Here is a 15,641-nt window from a genome sequence, read left to right as displayed (position 1 = left end):
CGGCGAGCGAACTTTTCTCGGCGGCCGACGTATCGGTATTCATGACACAAACTGTCGAGCGACTGGTCCTCGCCACCGACGGGAGTGACAACGCCGTGCGCGCGGCAGACCACGCGCTCTATCTCGCCGACGCGTTCGACGCGAACCTGCACGTCGTCTCTGCCGCAGGGGTTCCCGAAGGGACACTCGCTCGTCTCGCGGATTCGGTCCGCGCGAGTACGGCCGTCGAAGCAGAAGAGGCCGTGGGAGCGGTCACTCGCAAAGCCCTCGTGACTGGCACCCCGACGACGACGGCAGTCATCGACGGTCCCCCAGCGAGAGTCGTCGTCGAGGCCGGGCGCGACGCAGACCTGCTCGTCGTTGGACGCCACGGCCACACCGGAGTCGGGCGATTCCTCGTCGGGTCGGTCACCGAACGCGTCCTCGACGACCCACCAACGGCGACGCTCGTCGTCCCGGCCGAAGCCGACACCGAGCCGGCGTACGAGACGATTGCACTCCTCGCTGACGACTCCCCGGCCGGTCGAACAGCCGCGACGACGGCGATCACGATTGCGCGGGCCACCGGCGCGAAACTCGACCCACTCGCAGTCGTGGATAACCGCTTCAGCGACGCACCGGGCTTACGTCGTGCACTCGAAGGGGAGGCGCGTGGACTCATCAAGGAAATCGCAGTCGAGGCTGCCCGTGGAGTCGTCGAGTCCACGGGAACGGTCCGAACAGGCGTTCCAGCGGCCGAGCTACTCGACTACATCGACGAAGTTGGTGCCGACCTCGTCGTCGTGGGGAGCGACGCCTCGCGTTCGCTCGACCGGCACGTCGCGACGAGCGTCGCCCGGCGAGTCGTTCGACGGGCGTCTGTTCCGGTCCTCGTCGTCTCGAAGCCGACCGGGGCGCGATAGGCCACCGAATACTCTGAAGCTGCCGAATTCAGTCGTTTCGTGCCGTCTTGTACGGTTTGAGGACACGAATAAATTCCTAGCTGGTTTTTTGAAGTTCCGTTCAACTTATGTCTATCCACTCCTCAGGCTTCGGTGTTGATTGTACGTTCAGTCAGTCGGGGGAACCCGGCGTGAGCGTACCGCGGTGGCCCACCCACCGCACCCAACTCCCCACCCGAACGCCAGACATCCACCTCCAAACTACCCCCTCAACACACTGTGTTACACTCCATGAAATTCTCACGAGCACTAGTGGTCTTGCTAGTCGTCCTGGTCGCAGTTCCGAGTCCAGCGATGGCCGGTATCGTCGGTGAACCGAATCTCCAAGCGTACGCGCCGAGCAACAAACTCGTTCCCGGACAAGAGACGCCGCTGAACGTCGTCATCACGAACTACGGTGGTGACACCGAGTACCGGAAGTTCACTTCTTCAGAGAGCTCCGGGTCGCTCTCGGACCAAGAGCGTTCGAAACTCGAAGCGCAGGTCCGCTCCGCCCGAAACGTCCGACTCACGCTCGAATCCGGTGACGCACCGGTCGAGGTGAACACTGCGACGCTTCCGGTCGGTGACATCCCGCACGCGACACAGCGTGAGGTGACGTTCTCCACGTCGGTGAAAGAGAACGCCGCGCCCGGAACCTACGACATGACGCTCGTCGCCGAGTTCGAACACGACGAGTCCGTCCGCGACAACGGCGACGTGCAGAATGAAGAGGACAAGACGGTCGAAATCCCCGTCACCGTCGTCGTCGAAGAGGCACCGCGCTTCCAGATAGTCTCCGTCGAGACCACTGCACAGGTCGGTGGAAGCGGAACCACGACGCTCACCATGCGCAACGTCGGGTCCCAGACGGCGTACGACTCGTCCGTCGCACTGACCTCACAGAACTCCGAGATTACGTTCGGACAGGCCGCGAGCGCGACCAGATACGCCGGTGAGTGGGGCGTCAACGAGACGCGCCAACTCGAGTACGAGACGGCTATCGCCTCCTCGGCGGCAGTCCAGCAGTACGCACTCTCGACAGTCGTGAACTACGAAGACGAAGATGGCGTGGCACAGCAGTCGAAGAACCGTGCGACTGGTGTGACGCCGCTCGCAGAACAGTCGTTCTCGCTCGATGCGACCGATTCGACGCTCCGTGTCGGCCGCGAAGCGACGGTCAGCGGCACCATCACGAACGACGGCCCACAGACTGCCCGTGACGCAGTCGTCGTCATCTCCTCGAAGTCACCGAACACGAACATCAAAGAGACCGAGTACGCACTCGGAACGCTCGACGTCGGGGAGTCTTCGGACTTCTCGTTCTCGGTCGAAGTGACCGACTCGGCAGACGCCGGCCAACGGCAGCTGAGTTACACCGTCGAGTACCGCAACGCCGACGGCGACACCCAGCAGTCGAACGCGCTGCTCATGAACGCCGAGGTGAAACCCAAACAGAACCTCTTCGGCATCGAGACCAAGAACGGGTCGCTCGAAGCGGGCAGTTCGAAGACAGTCACGCTCGTCGTGACCAACAACGGCGACGAGACGTACCGCAACATCGACGCGAAGGCCTTCGCCGACAGTCCGCTCGAACTCGGTGACGACACGGCGTTCATCCAAGAACTCGCGCCCGGCGAGTCCGCCGAGATTCCGCTCGAACTCTCGGCCGCGTCTTCGGCGAGTGCGAAGACGTACTCGTTCGACATCGACTTCGAGTACGAGAACGAGGACGGCGAGCGCAAACTCTCCGACTCGTACCCCGTCGCTGTCGACGTCACTGAATCCACGGGCGGCGGCGGCCTCTCGATGCCGCTCGTCGGTGCCGTTCTCGTCGTCGGCCTCGGCATCGTCGGCTTCCTCTGGTACCGTCGGTAATCGCCCCACCTCTCCCCCACAATGATTGACTACGAAGTGTACGTCGACCGCCTCGGCGAGTATATCACCGAGAACCCGGGTAGAGTCGTCGCCCTGTTCTTGGTGGTGACGCTCGTCTTCGGGGCCGGTCTCGGAAACATCTCGACCGACGCCGGGACCTCACAGTTCACCAACGACTCCCCCGCACAGGAGGCGCTCGACGACGTCAACCGCGAGTTCTCCCCCGCATTCGAGACGAGTACTGGGAGTACCCAACTCATCCAACAGAGTTCGAACGTCCTCTCGAAATCGTCGATGCTCGACATGTTGCGCCTCCAAGAGCGCATCATGGACCGAGCGGACCTCCGTGCAACCTCGGCGTCGAGTGTCGCTTCGACGGTCGCGCAGACGCTCGACCCGTCGGCGACGACACTCGAAAAACAGATTGCTGCGCTCGAATCTGCGTCACCCGCAGAAGTACGGGCCGCAGCCAAGCAAGCGACAGCGAACCCCAACGTCGCCTCACTGCTGAGTAACGACTTCAACCACGAGTCGGTCAGCGCCTCGTCGACCATCGGCGTCGTCAGCCACGAAGTCCCCGGCATCTCGTCGAGCGCCGGGACCTCGGGGACGAGTCCGATGACGGACATCCAACTCGAGATTCAGACGATGACCTCCGTCGCCGACAGCGACATCACCGTGTTCGGCAGCGGCATCATCTCCAGTGAGTTGGGCAACGTCATCGCCGACTCGCTGTTGCTGGTCGTCCCCGCGGCCGTGCTCCTCATCTTCGGGTTCCTCGTCATCGCCTACCGCGACCCCATCGACTTGCTGCTCGGGGTCATCTCGCTCGGTCTGGCGATTATCTGGACGTTCGGGTTCATGGGACTCGCAGACATCCCGTTCAGCCAGATGCTCATCGCGGTGCCACCGTTGTTACTCGCGGTCGGTATCGACTTCGGACTCCACGCAGTCAACCGCTACCGCGAAGAGCGCGTCAAGGACGTCGCCCCGGTTCCCTCGATGCGGACGACGGTCAAGCAGCTCTCCGTCGCGTTCTTCATCGTCACCGGAACGACGGTCCTCGGGTTCCTCGCGAACGTCACGAGTGACCTCGGTCCCATCCAGGACTTCGGTCTCGTCGCAGCGGTCGGTATCATCTTCACGTTCCTCGTCTTCGGGGTGTTCCTGCCGGCGGCGAAACTCTACGTGGACCAACTCCGTCAGAAGTACGGCGTTCCCGCGTTCGCCTCGGCACCACTCGGAACTGAAGGTGGCCTCCTCGCCCGTGTACTCTCGGTCGGCGTCATCATCGGGCGGCGCGCCCCACGTGCGTTCCTCGTCGTCGTCCTCGTGACGACTGTCGCCGCCGGTGCCTACGGGACAGGCGTGGACACGTCGTTCTCGCAGGAAGACTTCCTGCCACCCGAAGAACAGGCCGGCTATCTCCAGCAACTCCCCGAACCGTTCAAACCCGGCGTCTACACCGTCACGAAGGACCTCAACTACCTCGAAGACACCTTCGAGAGTACGCAGGGTGACAGCGTGACCATATACGTCGAAGGGCAGTTACGTGAGGATTCGGCACTCGAGATGATTCACCGGTCTGGCGAGAACCCACCGGAGACGTTCGTCGCGGACGACCGCCGCGCCGAGTCCACGAGTATCGTCACGGTCATCCAGAGCTATGCCGCTCAGGACCCCGAGTTCGCCGCTCTCGTCGACCGGAACGACGCCAACGGAAACGGCGTCCCCGACGACAACCTAGAGACGATATACGACGAACTCATGGCTTCGCCGGTCTCTGGGCAGGCGTCGTCGTACATCACCGAGGACTACCGCCAGACCCGAATCGTCTACACCGTCGAGGGAGACGCCGAACAAGGCGCCATCGTCGCCGACGGGCAGGAAGTCGCCGACCGCCTCCGGATGAGCGGGGTTGCCACCGGGAACACTGTCGTGTTCAAGGCTGTCTCGGACACCATCTTCATGTCCGCCATCCAGAGCCTCGCCGTCGCGCTCATCGCCACGGCGATATTCTTGGTTTTCATCTACCAAGTCCTCGAAGGCCAGTGGACGCTCGGTGTGGTCAACCTCGTCCCCATCGTCGTCGCGCTCGCACTCCTCGCAGGGTCGATGCGTTACTTAGGCATCCCACTGAACGCGCTGACGGCGACGATTCTCGCTATCGCCATCGGGTTGGGTATCGACTACTCCGCGCACGTCGTCCACCGGTTCGCCGACGAGTACAACGCCGGAAACGACCTCTACGAGGCGCTCCGCTTGACCGTCAGTGGGACCGGTGGCGCACTGACCGGGAGTATGCTCACGACGACGACCGGTCTCGGCGTCCTCGCAATCGCCATCACGCCCGTGCTCGGACAGTTCGGTATCGTGACGGCGTTGAGTATCTTCTACTCGTACCTCACTGCACTCGTCGTCACGCCACCGGTGCTCGTGGTCTGGGAGCGACTGACCCAACGAGAGACGACGTCCGCAGCACCAACGTCCCCCTGACGCACCTCCACAGATGATTTCGACCCGCGCTCTCGACGCCCGCATCGCCCGCAAACCACCGCTTCCACACGTCTCGACCACGATGACCGACGACTCCCGTCACGATACTCCGCGAACGGAACGCTCATGACCGAGAACCAATCGAATTCAACCATGTCTGGACTCACGAAGGTCCGCCCCTGGCTCGCCGCGTTACTCGGTCTCGTCATCACGGGACTGGGCCACCTCTACCTGCGGCGATGGCGCCGTGCCGCCCTCTGGGTCGCACTCGCGTTCGCCATCTCTGTCTTCTTCGTTCCCACCACGGCACTCGAATCGCTGGCAAACAGCGGGTCGATACCGCCGCTCGTAGACGTCCTCCCCATCCTCACCGTGAGCCTTCTCAGCGTCCTCGACGCGTTCCTCCTCGGCATGAAACAGGTGTCCGAACCACGCGACGAAACGGCGCCCGGTGACGCCGAAGCGGTATCGTGCCCACAGTGTGGCCGCGAAGTCGACCCTGCCCTCGACTTCTGTCACTGGTGTACGACCCGACTGGACGAACAACGAGACGACTGACCACCCACCACGCGAGACAACATGAAAAACGAACGAATCGACACTGGACGAAGCGAGACGGAGCAGGCGATAATGGATGCGACGCTCAGAGCCCTCGCAAAACACGGCTACGCCGACCTCTCGATAAAGAACATCGGCACCGAGTTCGAAAAGAGCACGTCGCTGCTCTACTACCACTACGAGAACAAAGACGAACTGCTCTTGGCGTTCCTCGACTACGTCATCGACCTCTTCGTCGCGACCATCGACCCGAACGCCGAGGACCCCGACGCAGAACTCAGAACGTTCGTCGAACACGTGCTACCGTCAGAGTGCCCCCCGGATGGCGGCGACGTCGAACCGGTCGCCCCGCCGGGAATGAACGAACCGGAACTGTTCCAACGAGTCATCTTCGAACTTCGAACACAGACCATCCACGACGACGAGTACCGCCAGAAGTTCAACGAGATGGAGTCGTACATGATAGAAACCATCTCGACGCTCATCCGTCGAGAGATGTCGGCGGGACACTACCGCGAGATGGACGCGGACGTGATGGCCGAGAACTTGATGGCGTTTCTGTTTCGGAGCCTCGATGTTCGCGTCACTGGAACGCGACCCGAGTCCGCCCACGCGATGCGCGAGTCTGTCTACTTCCTGCTCGACAACGTGATGCCGAGCGGCCCCGACCATCCGGGAGACGTCGCCACCGCCGCCGACGACTGCAACCTCTGACGCGGCGGTTTCGGTTACTGTTCTGGATTCTCGATGAAGTCGATGATAGCCTGTGCGCCCTGGAACCCGTCGTCGAGGCGTCCGACGACCTCGCCGTCGTCGAACAGGAGCAACGTCGGAACGCTTCGGATGACGTACTCGTCGGCGATGGACATGTCCGTCTTCGGATTCACCATGGCGACGACCACGTCGGTCACTTTGGCGACGGTCCCGAGGACCGGTTCGATGCTCTGACAGAGCGTACACCCGCTCGTGTAGATGTCGAGGAGGACACGGTCGTGTTCCGAGACGAGCGCGTCTAACTCGTCTTTCGTCTCGATTCGGACGGGTTTCTTCGGCGTGGAAGCCGAGTCTGTCGAACTCATTGCACGGAATACGTAACTCGTGTAGTTATGATTTCGGTGAGAGAGCGTAACACACCACAACCGGCAGTAGGAGCACTGTCCCGCTGTACCATGGGGGAGGCCTTTCGTGACGTTTAAGTAACGGCCCCGTCTCGTATCGCATGCAATCGCTGTAGGGGTGTAGACCCCGAGTCCGATAGGGCGAAACTAACACGAACGCAGTGTTGCGGTAGCCAAGCCTGGCCCAAGGCGCTGGGTTGCTAACTCAGTGGCGTCAAGCCCCCGGGGTTCGAATCCCCGCCGCAACGCTCACAATACGACTTTCCAAGTCATGAGTGCAGAAGAACCACAGGACGGCTCACCGGAGGAGGGAGAGGACCTCCGTTACTTCATCCGAATTGGTCAGACCGACCTTGACGGTACGAAGACGGTAGAGCGCAGTCTGACGGACATGAAGGGTATCGGCAAGCGCACAGCGCGCATCATCGCCGACGCCGCGGAAGTTGACCGAACGGCGCTGTTCGGTAAACTTCCCGAAGACGAGATCGACGCGGTCGTCGATGTCGTCGAGAACTTCGAGGACCACTCTCCCGAGTGGATGGTCAACCGACAGAAGGACTTCTTCTCCGGTGAGACCGCCCACATCACGGGTTCGGACCTCGAGGAAAAGCGTCGTCATGACATCAACCGCATGAAGATGATCAGCTCCTACAAAGGCGTTCGACACCAGCGCGGCCAGAAGGTTCGCGGCCAGCGGACGAAGTCCACTGGACGTACTGAAGGCACCATCGGTGTCAACGTCGAGGAGATCAAGGAGGCGCAAGCAGAAGAATGACGACTGGTAAAAACACCAAGTTCTACGAGACTCCGAATCACCCGTTCCAGGGCGAGCGTATCGCCCAGGAAGCGGACCTCCTCTCTCGCTACGGTCTCAAGAACAAAGAGGAACTCTGGCGCGCGCAGTCTGAACTGCGCAACATCCGCCGTGAGGCACGTCGCCTCCTCGGTGAGGCCCAGGGTGACGCAGAAGAAGCAGAGGCGCTCGGTGCCGAGTTCATGGCACGCCTGCGCCGCTACGGGATCCTGTCTGCAGAAGACGACATCTCCCAGACCCTGCGTCTCGACGTGACGGACATTCTCGAGCGACGTTACCAGACGATCGCCTACCGCAACGGCATCGGACAGACGCCGCAGCAGGCACGTCAGTTCATCGTCCACGGACACGTGACGATCGACGGCGCTCGAATCACCGTCCCATCCCGCAAGGTGGAAGTCGACGAAGAGGACACCGTGAGCTTCGACGAGACGTCGCCGCTCTCGGATGAACTGCACCCTGAGCGCGCGGAGGCCCAAGAATGAGCGAATCCGAAACTGGTGACAAGTGGGGAATCGCCCACGTACACGCATCGTTCAACAACACGCTCATCACGGTCACTGACATCACGGGCGCCGAGACGATTGTCAAGTCGTCCGGTGGTTCCGTCGTCAAGCAGAACCGTGACGAGGCATCCCCGTACGCGGCCATGCAGATGGCTGAGAGCGTCGCCGACCAGATCAAGGCGGCCGGCATCTCGGGCCTGCACGTCCGTGTCCGTGGCCCCGGTGGCAACCGTAACAAGAGCCCCGGACCCGGTGCACAGGCAACGATTCGCGCCCTCGCTCGCGCCGGTCTCGAGATCGGTCGCATCGAGGACGTGACGCCGATTCCGCACGACGGAACTCGCGCGCCCAAAAACAGCCGACTCTAACATACCATGGCAAACGACTTCGAGGTCGAGTTCATCGAACGCGAAGACCGACGCGCCCGTTTCGTTGCGCGCGGTCTGACCCCGGCGTTAGCCAACGGCATTCGTCGAGCGATGGTCGCCGACGTGCCGACGTTCTCCATCGATACCGTTCGGTTCGTAGAGAACACGTCGGTCATGTTCGACGAGATGATCGGGCTTCGGCTCGGTCTGGTTCCGCTGACCACGCCCCTCGACGAGTTCGAGCCTGGTGACACCGTCACCGTCGCGCTCGAAGTCGACGGGCCGGCGACTGCGTACTCCGGGGACATCGAGTCCGCGGACGACATGGTCGTCCCCGCGGACGAGAACGTCCCAATTATCGAGCTGAAGGAAGGTCAGCGCCTCGAATTCGAGGCAGACGCCGTCCTCGGCTACGGGAAAGACCACGCCAAAAACCAAGGTGGGGTCGCTGTCGGCTACCGACACCTCCAACGCGTGGAGGTCGTCGGCGACGCCGGCGAGTTCGACGAACAAGAACCGAACATTCTCCGCGGCGTCATCGAAGAGGCCGCTGCCGAACACGCAGACGACGAGGACGCCGAAGACGGCGACCTCGTGGTCACGAGCGAGTTCGACAACGACCTGACGAAGCGGTATCCCGGTAAAGAGGTCGAAGTGTACGACGTGCCGGAAGCGTTCGTCTTCAGTGTGGAGACGGATGGTTCCTTCACGGTCGATGAGCTGGTGCTTCGCGCCGTCGCCTCGCTTGGTGACCGCGCAGCCGAGCTCGAAGAGAAGGTCTCACTGTAAGAATGATTACTGCCCCGTACCACCACCGACGGTCGCCCACCCCGCGACCAGTCAAACCCACGGACAGCGTGGCGTGTGACTGTGTCACGGCACCGGGTCGGACCGAAGGTGTTTTTACGGGGCATGAAGTACAGCGGAATGCTTGCAGGGATAGCCAAGTCTGGCCAACGGCGCAGCGTTCAGGGCGCTGTCTCATAGGAGTCCGCAGGTTCAAATCCTGCTCCCTGCACTCCGCTTTCTCTCTGGAGGTAGACAATGAGTAAGACGAACCCGAGACTCAACAGTCTCATCGCCGAGCTGAAGGCGGTCTCGCGTGAGTCCGGTGCCAACGTCTGGCAGGATGTCGCGGACCGTCTCGAAAAGCCACGGCGCACCCACGCGGAAGTCAACCTGAGCCGTATCGAACGATACGCTCGAGAAGACGAAACCGTCGTCGTGCCCGGCAAGGTGCTGGGTAGCGGTGTGCTGCAGAAAAACGTCACAGTCGCTGCTGTGGACTTCTCGTCCACCGCTCGAACGAAGATCGAGCAGGTTGGCGACGTCGTGACGCTCGAACAGATTGCTGAACAGAACCCCGAAGGGTCCAACGTGCGGGTGATCCGATGAGCCTCGCAGAATTCGACGCCGACGTCGTCGTCGACGCGAAGAACTGCATCATGGGCCGCGTCGCCTCGGAGGTCGCTCAGCGCGCCCTCGCAGGCGAGAAGGTCGCCGTCATCAACGCGGAAGACGCCGTCATCACCGGTTCCGAAGATGACGTCATGAGCGTCTACCGCAAGCGCGCCGACGTTGGTTCGGACCAGGGTCCGTACTACCCGAAGCGTCCCGACCGCATCTTCAAGCGCGCCATCCGCGGGATGGTTCCGTACAAGAAGCCCCGAGGACGCGAGGCGTTCTCGAACATCCGCGTCTACGTCGGCAACCCGTTCGACGAAGACGGCGAGATGCTCGACGAGACCTCGCTGGACCGACTTTCGAACATCAAGTTCATCTCGCTCGGAGAGGTCTCCGAGAAGCTGGGTGCTAACGTCACATGGTAACCAACACGTCCGGGAAGAAGAAGACCGCCATCGCCCGCGCAACCGTGCGCGACGGTGAAGGTCGAGTCCGTATCAACTCCCAGCCGGTCGAGCTGGTCGAGCCGGAGATGGCCCGCCTGAAGATGCTGGAACCGTTCCGCATCGCAGGTGAGGACCTCCGCTCGCAGGTCGACATCGACGTGCGCGTCAACGGGGGCGGCGTGGCCGGTCAGGCCGACGCAGTCCGCACCGCGCTCGCTCGTGGGCTGGTGCAGCACCTGAACGACGCGGAACTTCGCGACGCGTACATGGAGTTCGACCGCTCGCTGCTGGTCAACGACGTTCGCCAGTCCGAACCCAAGAAGTGGGGCGGACCGGGCGCACGCGCTCGCTACCAGAAGTCCTACCGCTGAGGTGATCTAACCATGATGATTCCCGTCCGGTGTTTCACCTGCGGCAAGGTGATTGGCGAACACTGGGATGAATTCCAGGCCCGTGCTCGCGAGGGTGACGAGGACCCTGCAGAAGTCCTCGACGACCTCGGGGTCACTCGTGCCTGCTGCCGGCGGATGATGGTATCGCACAAAGACCTCGTGGACGTCGTGTCACCCTACCAATGATACAACGGTACAATCGGTACGAGAAAGCCCGCATCCTCGGCGCGCGAGCGCTGCAGGTCTCCTACGGAGCACCCGTGCTCGTGGAGACTGAGCAGACCGAACCGATACTCATCGCCGCTGAGGAGTACGATGCAGGTGTCCTTCCGTTCACCGTGAAACGAGAGGGTAAGTGACAACATGACTCGAATCACATCAGTCTCACTGCGCCGCGTGCTCGACTCCCGTGGCAACCCGACGGTCGAAGCCGACGTGCTCACCGAATCCGGTGGGTTCGGTCGTGCTGCGGCCCCGAGTGGTGCATCCACTGGCGAGTACGAAGCGATCGAACTGCCGCCGACCGAAGCAATCGCAGCGGCCCGACGCCACGCCGTTCCCCGTCTCGTAGACGAAGTCTACGCGGGTGACCAGCGTGAAGTCGATGCGGCACTGCGAGCAGCAGACGGTACCGAGAACTTCTCGGAGATTGGCGCCAACAGCGCCGTCGCCATCTCGATGGCGGCCGCGAAGGCCGGCGCCGACGTGCTCGGTGCACCCCTGTACCAGCACCTCGGCGGCGCGTTCCGTGGGGACAACTTCCCGACGCCACTCGGTAACGTCATCGGTGGCGGTGAACACGCCAAGGAAGCCACGAACATCCAGGAGTTCCTCGCCGCACCAGTCGGTGCGCCGAGCGTCTCCGAAGCCGTCTTCGCCAACGCGAAGGTCCACGCCCGCGCGTCCGAGATTCTCGACGAGCGTGGTGTGCCCGCCGCGAAGGGCGACGAGGGTGCGTGGGCACCAGCAGTCTCCGACGCCGAAGCGTTCGAGATTATGGAAGAAGCAGTCTCCGACGTCGAGGACGAACTCGGCTTCGAGATTCGCTTCGGTCTCGACATCGCCGCGTCCGAGATGTTCGAAGATGGTGTCTACCACTACGGCGACGAGACGAAGACGACGGACGAGCAGATCGACTACGTCGCCGAAATGGTCGACGAGTACGACCTCGTCTACGTCGAAGACCCCCTCGACGAGAACGACTACGAGGGCTTCGCGGAACTCACCGACCGTGTGGGAGACCGCACGCTGATCTGCGGTGACGACCTCTTTGTCACCAACGTCGACCGCCTGCAGGAAGGTATCGACGTGGGTGCCGCGAACTCCATCCTCATCAAACCGAACCAGATCGGGACGCTGTCCGACGCGTTCGACGCCGTCGAACTCGCCTCCCGTAACGGGATGGACGCTGTCATCTCTCACCGCTCTGGTGAGACGGAAGACACGACCATCGCACACCTCGCCGTCGCCACCGACGCGCCGTTCATCAAGACCGGCACGGTGCAAGGCGAGCGAACTGCCAAGCTGAACGAACTCATCCGCATCGCGGACGACGCAGTATGAGCGACAACGAAAACGACGCGGTGGAGGTCGCCGACGAGGAACCCGAGACGGAGACCGAAGAGGTCGCCGAGACGGGCATCGACGAGGCCGCCACCGAAGACGAGACAGCAGAGACCGCCGAGGCGGCCGACGAGGCCGCCGAGGCCGAAGAAGCAGAGCCTGAGCCGGCCTTCGACGAGGACGTCATGCCCGACGAAGACGCCGACCTGCTCATCCCGGTCGAAGACTACCTGGCCGCCGGTGTCCACATCGGTACCCAGCAGAAGACCAAGGACATGGTTCGGTTCATCCACCGTGTCCGTGACGATGGGCTGTACGTGCTCGACGTGAGCCAGACGGACTCGCGAATCCGCACCGCCGCGGACTTCCTCGCGAACTACAACCCAGAGCAGATTCTGGTTACGTCCTCCCGTCAGTACGGTCGATTCCCGGCCGAGAAGTTCGCCGACGCCGTCGGCGCTCGTGCCCGCACGGGACGCTTTATCCCTGGCACGCTGACGAACCCGGACTACGCCGGCTACATCGAGCCTGACGTGGTCGTCGTCACCGACCCGATCGGTGACGCACAGGCAGTCAAGGAGGCCATCACGGTCGGTATCCCCGTCATCGCGATGTGTGACTCCAACAACCAGACGTCGAACGTCGACCTCGTCGTTCCGACGAACAACAAGGGTCGCCGTGCACTGTCGGTCGTCTACTGGCTCCTCGCCAACGAGACGCTCGACCGCCGCGGCACCGACACCGTCTACGCCCTCGAAGACTTCGAGGCGGAACTGTAGACGGGTCGACCGTTTCAACTCGAACTTTTCTCGCGCTCACTCGCCGAGCGACAGCGCCACCGTTCACGCTTCGGAGTGACCACATCGGCACCGCTGACGACGCGACTTCGCGGTCGAATCTCCTCGCCACAAACGGTTTTGGGCGTGGTTGCCATAGCTACACACATGGGAAAACTCCTCCACCAGATTACGGTTCAGGAACTCGCGGCCGACCTCGACGCCGGGAAGTCGTTTACGGTGGTCGACACACGACCACCAGGGAGTTTCGAAGCGTGGCATATCGAGGGTGCAGTGAACGTTCCGTACCATCCCGTCGATGGGCTCGGTGGTGACTGGGATTGGGAGCGAGTCGAGGAACTCGCCGAATCTGGACCACTCGTCACGATCTGTGGAAAGGGACTGTCGTCGACGTCGCTCGGGTTCGAACTCAGTACCCGCGGGTACGACGACGTGTCAGTCGTCAAAGGCGGCATGCAAGACTGGAGTAAACTGTACGAAGTCGTCGAACTCGATACCGAAGACGACGACCTGTTCGTCGCACAGGTCCAGCGTCGCGCCAAAGGCTGTCTCGGCTACGTCGTCGGGTCTCGGTCGACACGAGAGGCCGTCGTCGTGGACGCGACACGACAGTACCACGAGTTCGAACTCGTCGCCGCCGACGCAGGGATGGTCATCACTGGCGTCCTCGACACCCACGTCCACGCCGACCACGTCTCCGGGGGGCGGGCGCTGGCAGACCGACTCGGCGTTCCGTACTACCTCGGAAGCCACGCAACCGACCGTGACGTTCAGTACGACTTCACGCCGCTGGACGACGGTGACACGGTGCGAGTGGGCGACGTGGAAATCGAAGCACTGTACACACCGGGACATACCTCGGACATGACGAACTACCTCGTCGACGGACGATTCCTCTTGACCGGCGACACGCTGTTCGTCGAGTCGGTCGGTCGGACCGAACTCCAGTTCGGCGATGCAGACGCCGCGACGGGTGCAGAACTGCTCTACGACACCCTCCACGAACGAATTCTCTCGCTGCCAGCAGAGACACGAATTCTCCCCGGTCACGTCTCTGTCGCCACCGACGGGACCTACGGTGTCGCCTCGCCAGGAGAACTCGTGAGCACGACGCTCGGCGAACTCCGCGAGGAGTTAGACCTTCTGGGGATGGACGAAGAGACGTTCGTCCACCGCATCGCCGACGAGACGCCGGAGAAACCGCCGAACTACGAACGGGTCATCGCGATAAACACCGGGCGAGAATCTATCGGTGACGAAGAAGAAGCGACTGAACTCGAACTCGGGCCGAACAACTGCGCGGCCTGAGGCGGGGCGCGGGGAGTCGATGCGGGTCGTTCAGGGAGTCGCAGTGGGCCGTTGGTGAGTCGTTCGTGAGGCAGTTTGTTAGTCGTTCGTGAGGCCGTTCAGTGGAGTTCGACCACGCCCAACCGCCGGTCGAACATCTCGTGGTCGAACCACGCCATCCGGCGGTCACTGAAGCGAATCTCCGGTCCGAGCGACAGCGACTGCCGCGCCCGGTCGAGGTCGGTGACGCCGACGAGGAACGCACACGGTCCTTCGCCGACTGTCTCGATTCGCTCGCCGAGTTCGTCGTCACCGGGTTCACAGAGGGCGAGTGGCGTGCCCGGAAGGACGGCAAAGTTCGAAAAGGGACCGTTGATATCGACGGGCGAGGGGTAGCGATGCCGTCGGGCGAATAGGTCGGCGGTCGCCTCACGGTCACGGGTTGCGACGATGACCGTCTGAAGTCCACGGATGGGAGTGTTCTGGGACGTTCGTGGAACGCGATACGGCCGCGGTGTTCGGTCCCGAATGGTGAACGGGAGCCGTAAGTCGTCGCCTTCGAAGCACATATCCCACTCGACGAGGCGGCCGTCGGGTCGCTCTCTCGACGCTTCGTGCGGGCCGTCGACTGGGACACCGCTGTCGATGGCGGCCTTCGCGCTGGCAGCGACGTCGGAGACTTCGAGACACCATCCGGTGGGGCCAGCGCCAGCAGCGAGGTGGGTCGGCCAGAACCCGGCGTTCTCAGCGTCTGTCCCGAGCGTCGGTGCGATGAGTTCGAGGTACGACCCGTCGGGAAAAGGAACGACTGCCATGTGCGTCGTTCCGGTGCTGTGCTCACCACCGTACGTCGGTGTGAGACCGACCTCGTTGGCAGCAGTTCGGAGTTCGTACAGCTCGATACCACCGAACGCGACGTGGTCGATGGTTCGGTTCATACACAAACCACGCGGGAGGGGGTATAGTGTTTAGTGGCAGTCGAATGCGCGAACGCTGGTGTCTGACGGGGTAGACGGTCGATTTTCGGGCGAATCACTGTCTGTCATCCTGACTGTCTAGCTGTTCAACATTGTCCGAAGCGTTTTGCCCACAGC

Annotated in this window: 19 protein-coding genes and 2 tRNA genes; 19 read left to right on the top strand and 2 right to left on the bottom strand. The window is 62.4% G+C overall.

Features of this window, described 5'->3' with window-relative positions; all coding sequences use genetic code 11:
- The first annotated feature begins 41 nt into the window (after positions 1-41).
- From GJR98_RS08770 to GJR98_RS08750, 5 genes are all read left to right on the top strand, one after another.
- Positions 42-902: a universal stress protein gene (locus GJR98_RS08770; RefSeq protein ID WP_191965440.1), complete on the top strand. Its 861-nt coding sequence runs from the start codon at positions 42-44 to the stop codon at positions 900-902.
- Between the two features lie 270 nt (positions 903-1,172).
- Positions 1,173-2,798, top strand: coding sequence for a COG1361 S-layer family protein (locus tag GJR98_RS08765; protein ID WP_151137410.1), 1,626 nt, complete (start codon positions 1,173-1,175; stop codon positions 2,796-2,798).
- 21 nt (positions 2,799-2,819) lie between these two features.
- Positions 2,820-5,294, top strand: a complete 2,475-nt coding sequence (locus GJR98_RS08760) for an efflux RND transporter permease subunit (RefSeq protein WP_151137408.1) — start codon at positions 2,820-2,822, stop codon at positions 5,292-5,294.
- A gap of 153 nt (positions 5,295-5,447) precedes the next feature.
- Positions 5,448-5,852, top strand: coding sequence for a DUF7575 domain-containing protein (locus GJR98_RS08755; protein WP_151137406.1), 405 nt, complete (start codon positions 5,448-5,450; stop codon positions 5,850-5,852).
- A gap of 21 nt (positions 5,853-5,873) precedes the next feature.
- A complete protein-coding gene (locus GJR98_RS08750) occupies positions 5,874-6,566 on the top strand; it encodes a TetR/AcrR family transcriptional regulator (protein WP_151137404.1) in 693 nt (230 codons plus the stop codon).
- Positions 6,567-6,580: 14 nt separating this feature from the next.
- Here GJR98_RS08750 and GJR98_RS08745 read toward each other — a convergent pair whose 3' ends face one another.
- On the bottom strand, positions 6,581-6,931 hold the full coding sequence (locus GJR98_RS08745) for a thioredoxin family protein (protein WP_151137402.1): 351 nt from the start codon (positions 6,929-6,931) through the stop codon (positions 6,581-6,583).
- Between the two features lie 202 nt (positions 6,932-7,133).
- Here GJR98_RS08745 and GJR98_RS08740 point away from each other — a divergent pair.
- From GJR98_RS08740 to GJR98_RS08675, 14 genes are all read left to right on the top strand, one after another.
- Positions 7,134-7,218, top strand: a tRNA-Ser gene (locus GJR98_RS08740).
- A 23-nt stretch (positions 7,219-7,241) separates the two neighbouring features.
- The gene (locus tag GJR98_RS08735) at positions 7,242-7,745 is read left to right on the top strand and encodes a 30S ribosomal protein S13 (protein ID WP_151137400.1); all 504 of its coding nucleotides are present in this window, start codon (positions 7,242-7,244) and stop codon (positions 7,743-7,745) included.
- On the top strand, positions 7,742-8,269 hold the full coding sequence (locus GJR98_RS08730) for a 30S ribosomal protein S4 (protein ID WP_151137398.1): 528 nt from the start codon (positions 7,742-7,744) through the stop codon (positions 8,267-8,269). The genes GJR98_RS08735 and GJR98_RS08730 overlap by 4 nt, the downstream gene beginning before the upstream one ends.
- Positions 8,266-8,658, top strand: a complete 393-nt coding sequence (locus tag GJR98_RS08725) for a 30S ribosomal protein S11 (RefSeq protein WP_008320582.1) — start codon at positions 8,266-8,268, stop codon at positions 8,656-8,658. The genes GJR98_RS08730 and GJR98_RS08725 overlap by 4 nt, the downstream gene beginning before the upstream one ends.
- Before the next feature lie 6 nt (positions 8,659-8,664).
- Entirely contained in the window at positions 8,665-9,447 is a 783-nt protein-coding gene (locus tag GJR98_RS08720; RefSeq protein WP_151137396.1) for a DNA-directed RNA polymerase subunit D, read from the top strand.
- A gap of 144 nt (positions 9,448-9,591) precedes the next feature.
- Positions 9,592-9,676, top strand: a tRNA-Leu gene (locus GJR98_RS08715).
- Positions 9,677-9,702: 26 nt separating this feature from the next.
- Positions 9,703-10,053, top strand: a complete 351-nt coding sequence (locus tag GJR98_RS08710) for a 50S ribosomal protein L18e (protein WP_151113671.1) — start codon at positions 9,703-9,705, stop codon at positions 10,051-10,053.
- Complete coding sequence (locus tag GJR98_RS08705) at positions 10,050-10,487, top strand: 50S ribosomal protein L13 (RefSeq protein WP_151137394.1); 438 nt, start codon at positions 10,050-10,052, stop codon at positions 10,485-10,487. Before GJR98_RS08710 ends, GJR98_RS08705 begins: the two co-directional genes overlap by 4 nt.
- The gene (locus GJR98_RS08700; RefSeq protein ID WP_058572137.1) at positions 10,481-10,879 is read left to right on the top strand and encodes a 30S ribosomal protein S9; all 399 of its coding nucleotides are present in this window, start codon (positions 10,481-10,483) and stop codon (positions 10,877-10,879) included. The genes GJR98_RS08705 and GJR98_RS08700 overlap by 7 nt, the downstream gene beginning before the upstream one ends.
- A gap of 12 nt (positions 10,880-10,891) precedes the next feature.
- Entirely contained in the window at positions 10,892-11,086 is a 195-nt protein-coding gene (locus GJR98_RS08695) for a DNA-directed RNA polymerase subunit N (RefSeq protein WP_151113665.1), read from the top strand.
- The gene (locus GJR98_RS08690; RefSeq protein ID WP_004060263.1) at positions 11,083-11,259 is read left to right on the top strand and encodes a DNA-directed RNA polymerase subunit K; all 177 of its coding nucleotides are present in this window, start codon (positions 11,083-11,085) and stop codon (positions 11,257-11,259) included. The genes GJR98_RS08695 and GJR98_RS08690 overlap by 4 nt, the downstream gene beginning before the upstream one ends.
- A 4-nt stretch (positions 11,260-11,263) precedes the next feature.
- Entirely contained in the window at positions 11,264-12,463 is a 1,200-nt protein-coding gene (gene eno, locus GJR98_RS08685) for a phosphopyruvate hydratase (RefSeq protein ID WP_151137392.1), read from the top strand.
- Positions 12,460-13,242, top strand: a complete 783-nt coding sequence (gene rpsB / locus GJR98_RS08680) for a 30S ribosomal protein S2 (protein WP_151137391.1) — start codon at positions 12,460-12,462, stop codon at positions 13,240-13,242. Before eno ends, rpsB begins: the two co-directional genes overlap by 4 nt.
- A 165-nt stretch (positions 13,243-13,407) precedes the next feature.
- Positions 13,408-14,568, top strand: coding sequence for an MBL fold metallo-hydrolase (locus GJR98_RS08675; protein ID WP_151137389.1), 1,161 nt, complete (start codon positions 13,408-13,410; stop codon positions 14,566-14,568).
- 98 nt (positions 14,569-14,666) lie between these two features.
- On the opposite strand, the gene GJR98_RS08670 is transcribed toward GJR98_RS08675, so the two are convergent.
- The gene (locus GJR98_RS08670) at positions 14,667-15,485 is read right to left on the bottom strand and encodes a VOC family protein (RefSeq protein ID WP_151137387.1); all 819 of its coding nucleotides are present in this window, start codon (positions 15,483-15,485) and stop codon (positions 14,667-14,669) included.
- Positions 15,486-15,641: the final 156 nt, after the last annotated feature.

This window comes from Haloferax marinisediminis, from assembly GCF_009674585.1.
GTDB classification, from domain to species: Archaea; Halobacteriota; Halobacteria; order Halobacteriales; family Haloferacaceae; genus Haloferax; species Haloferax marinisediminis.
The sequence above is the reverse complement of the archived record's forward strand: the minus strand, read 5'-3'. Positions and strand labels throughout refer to the sequence as shown.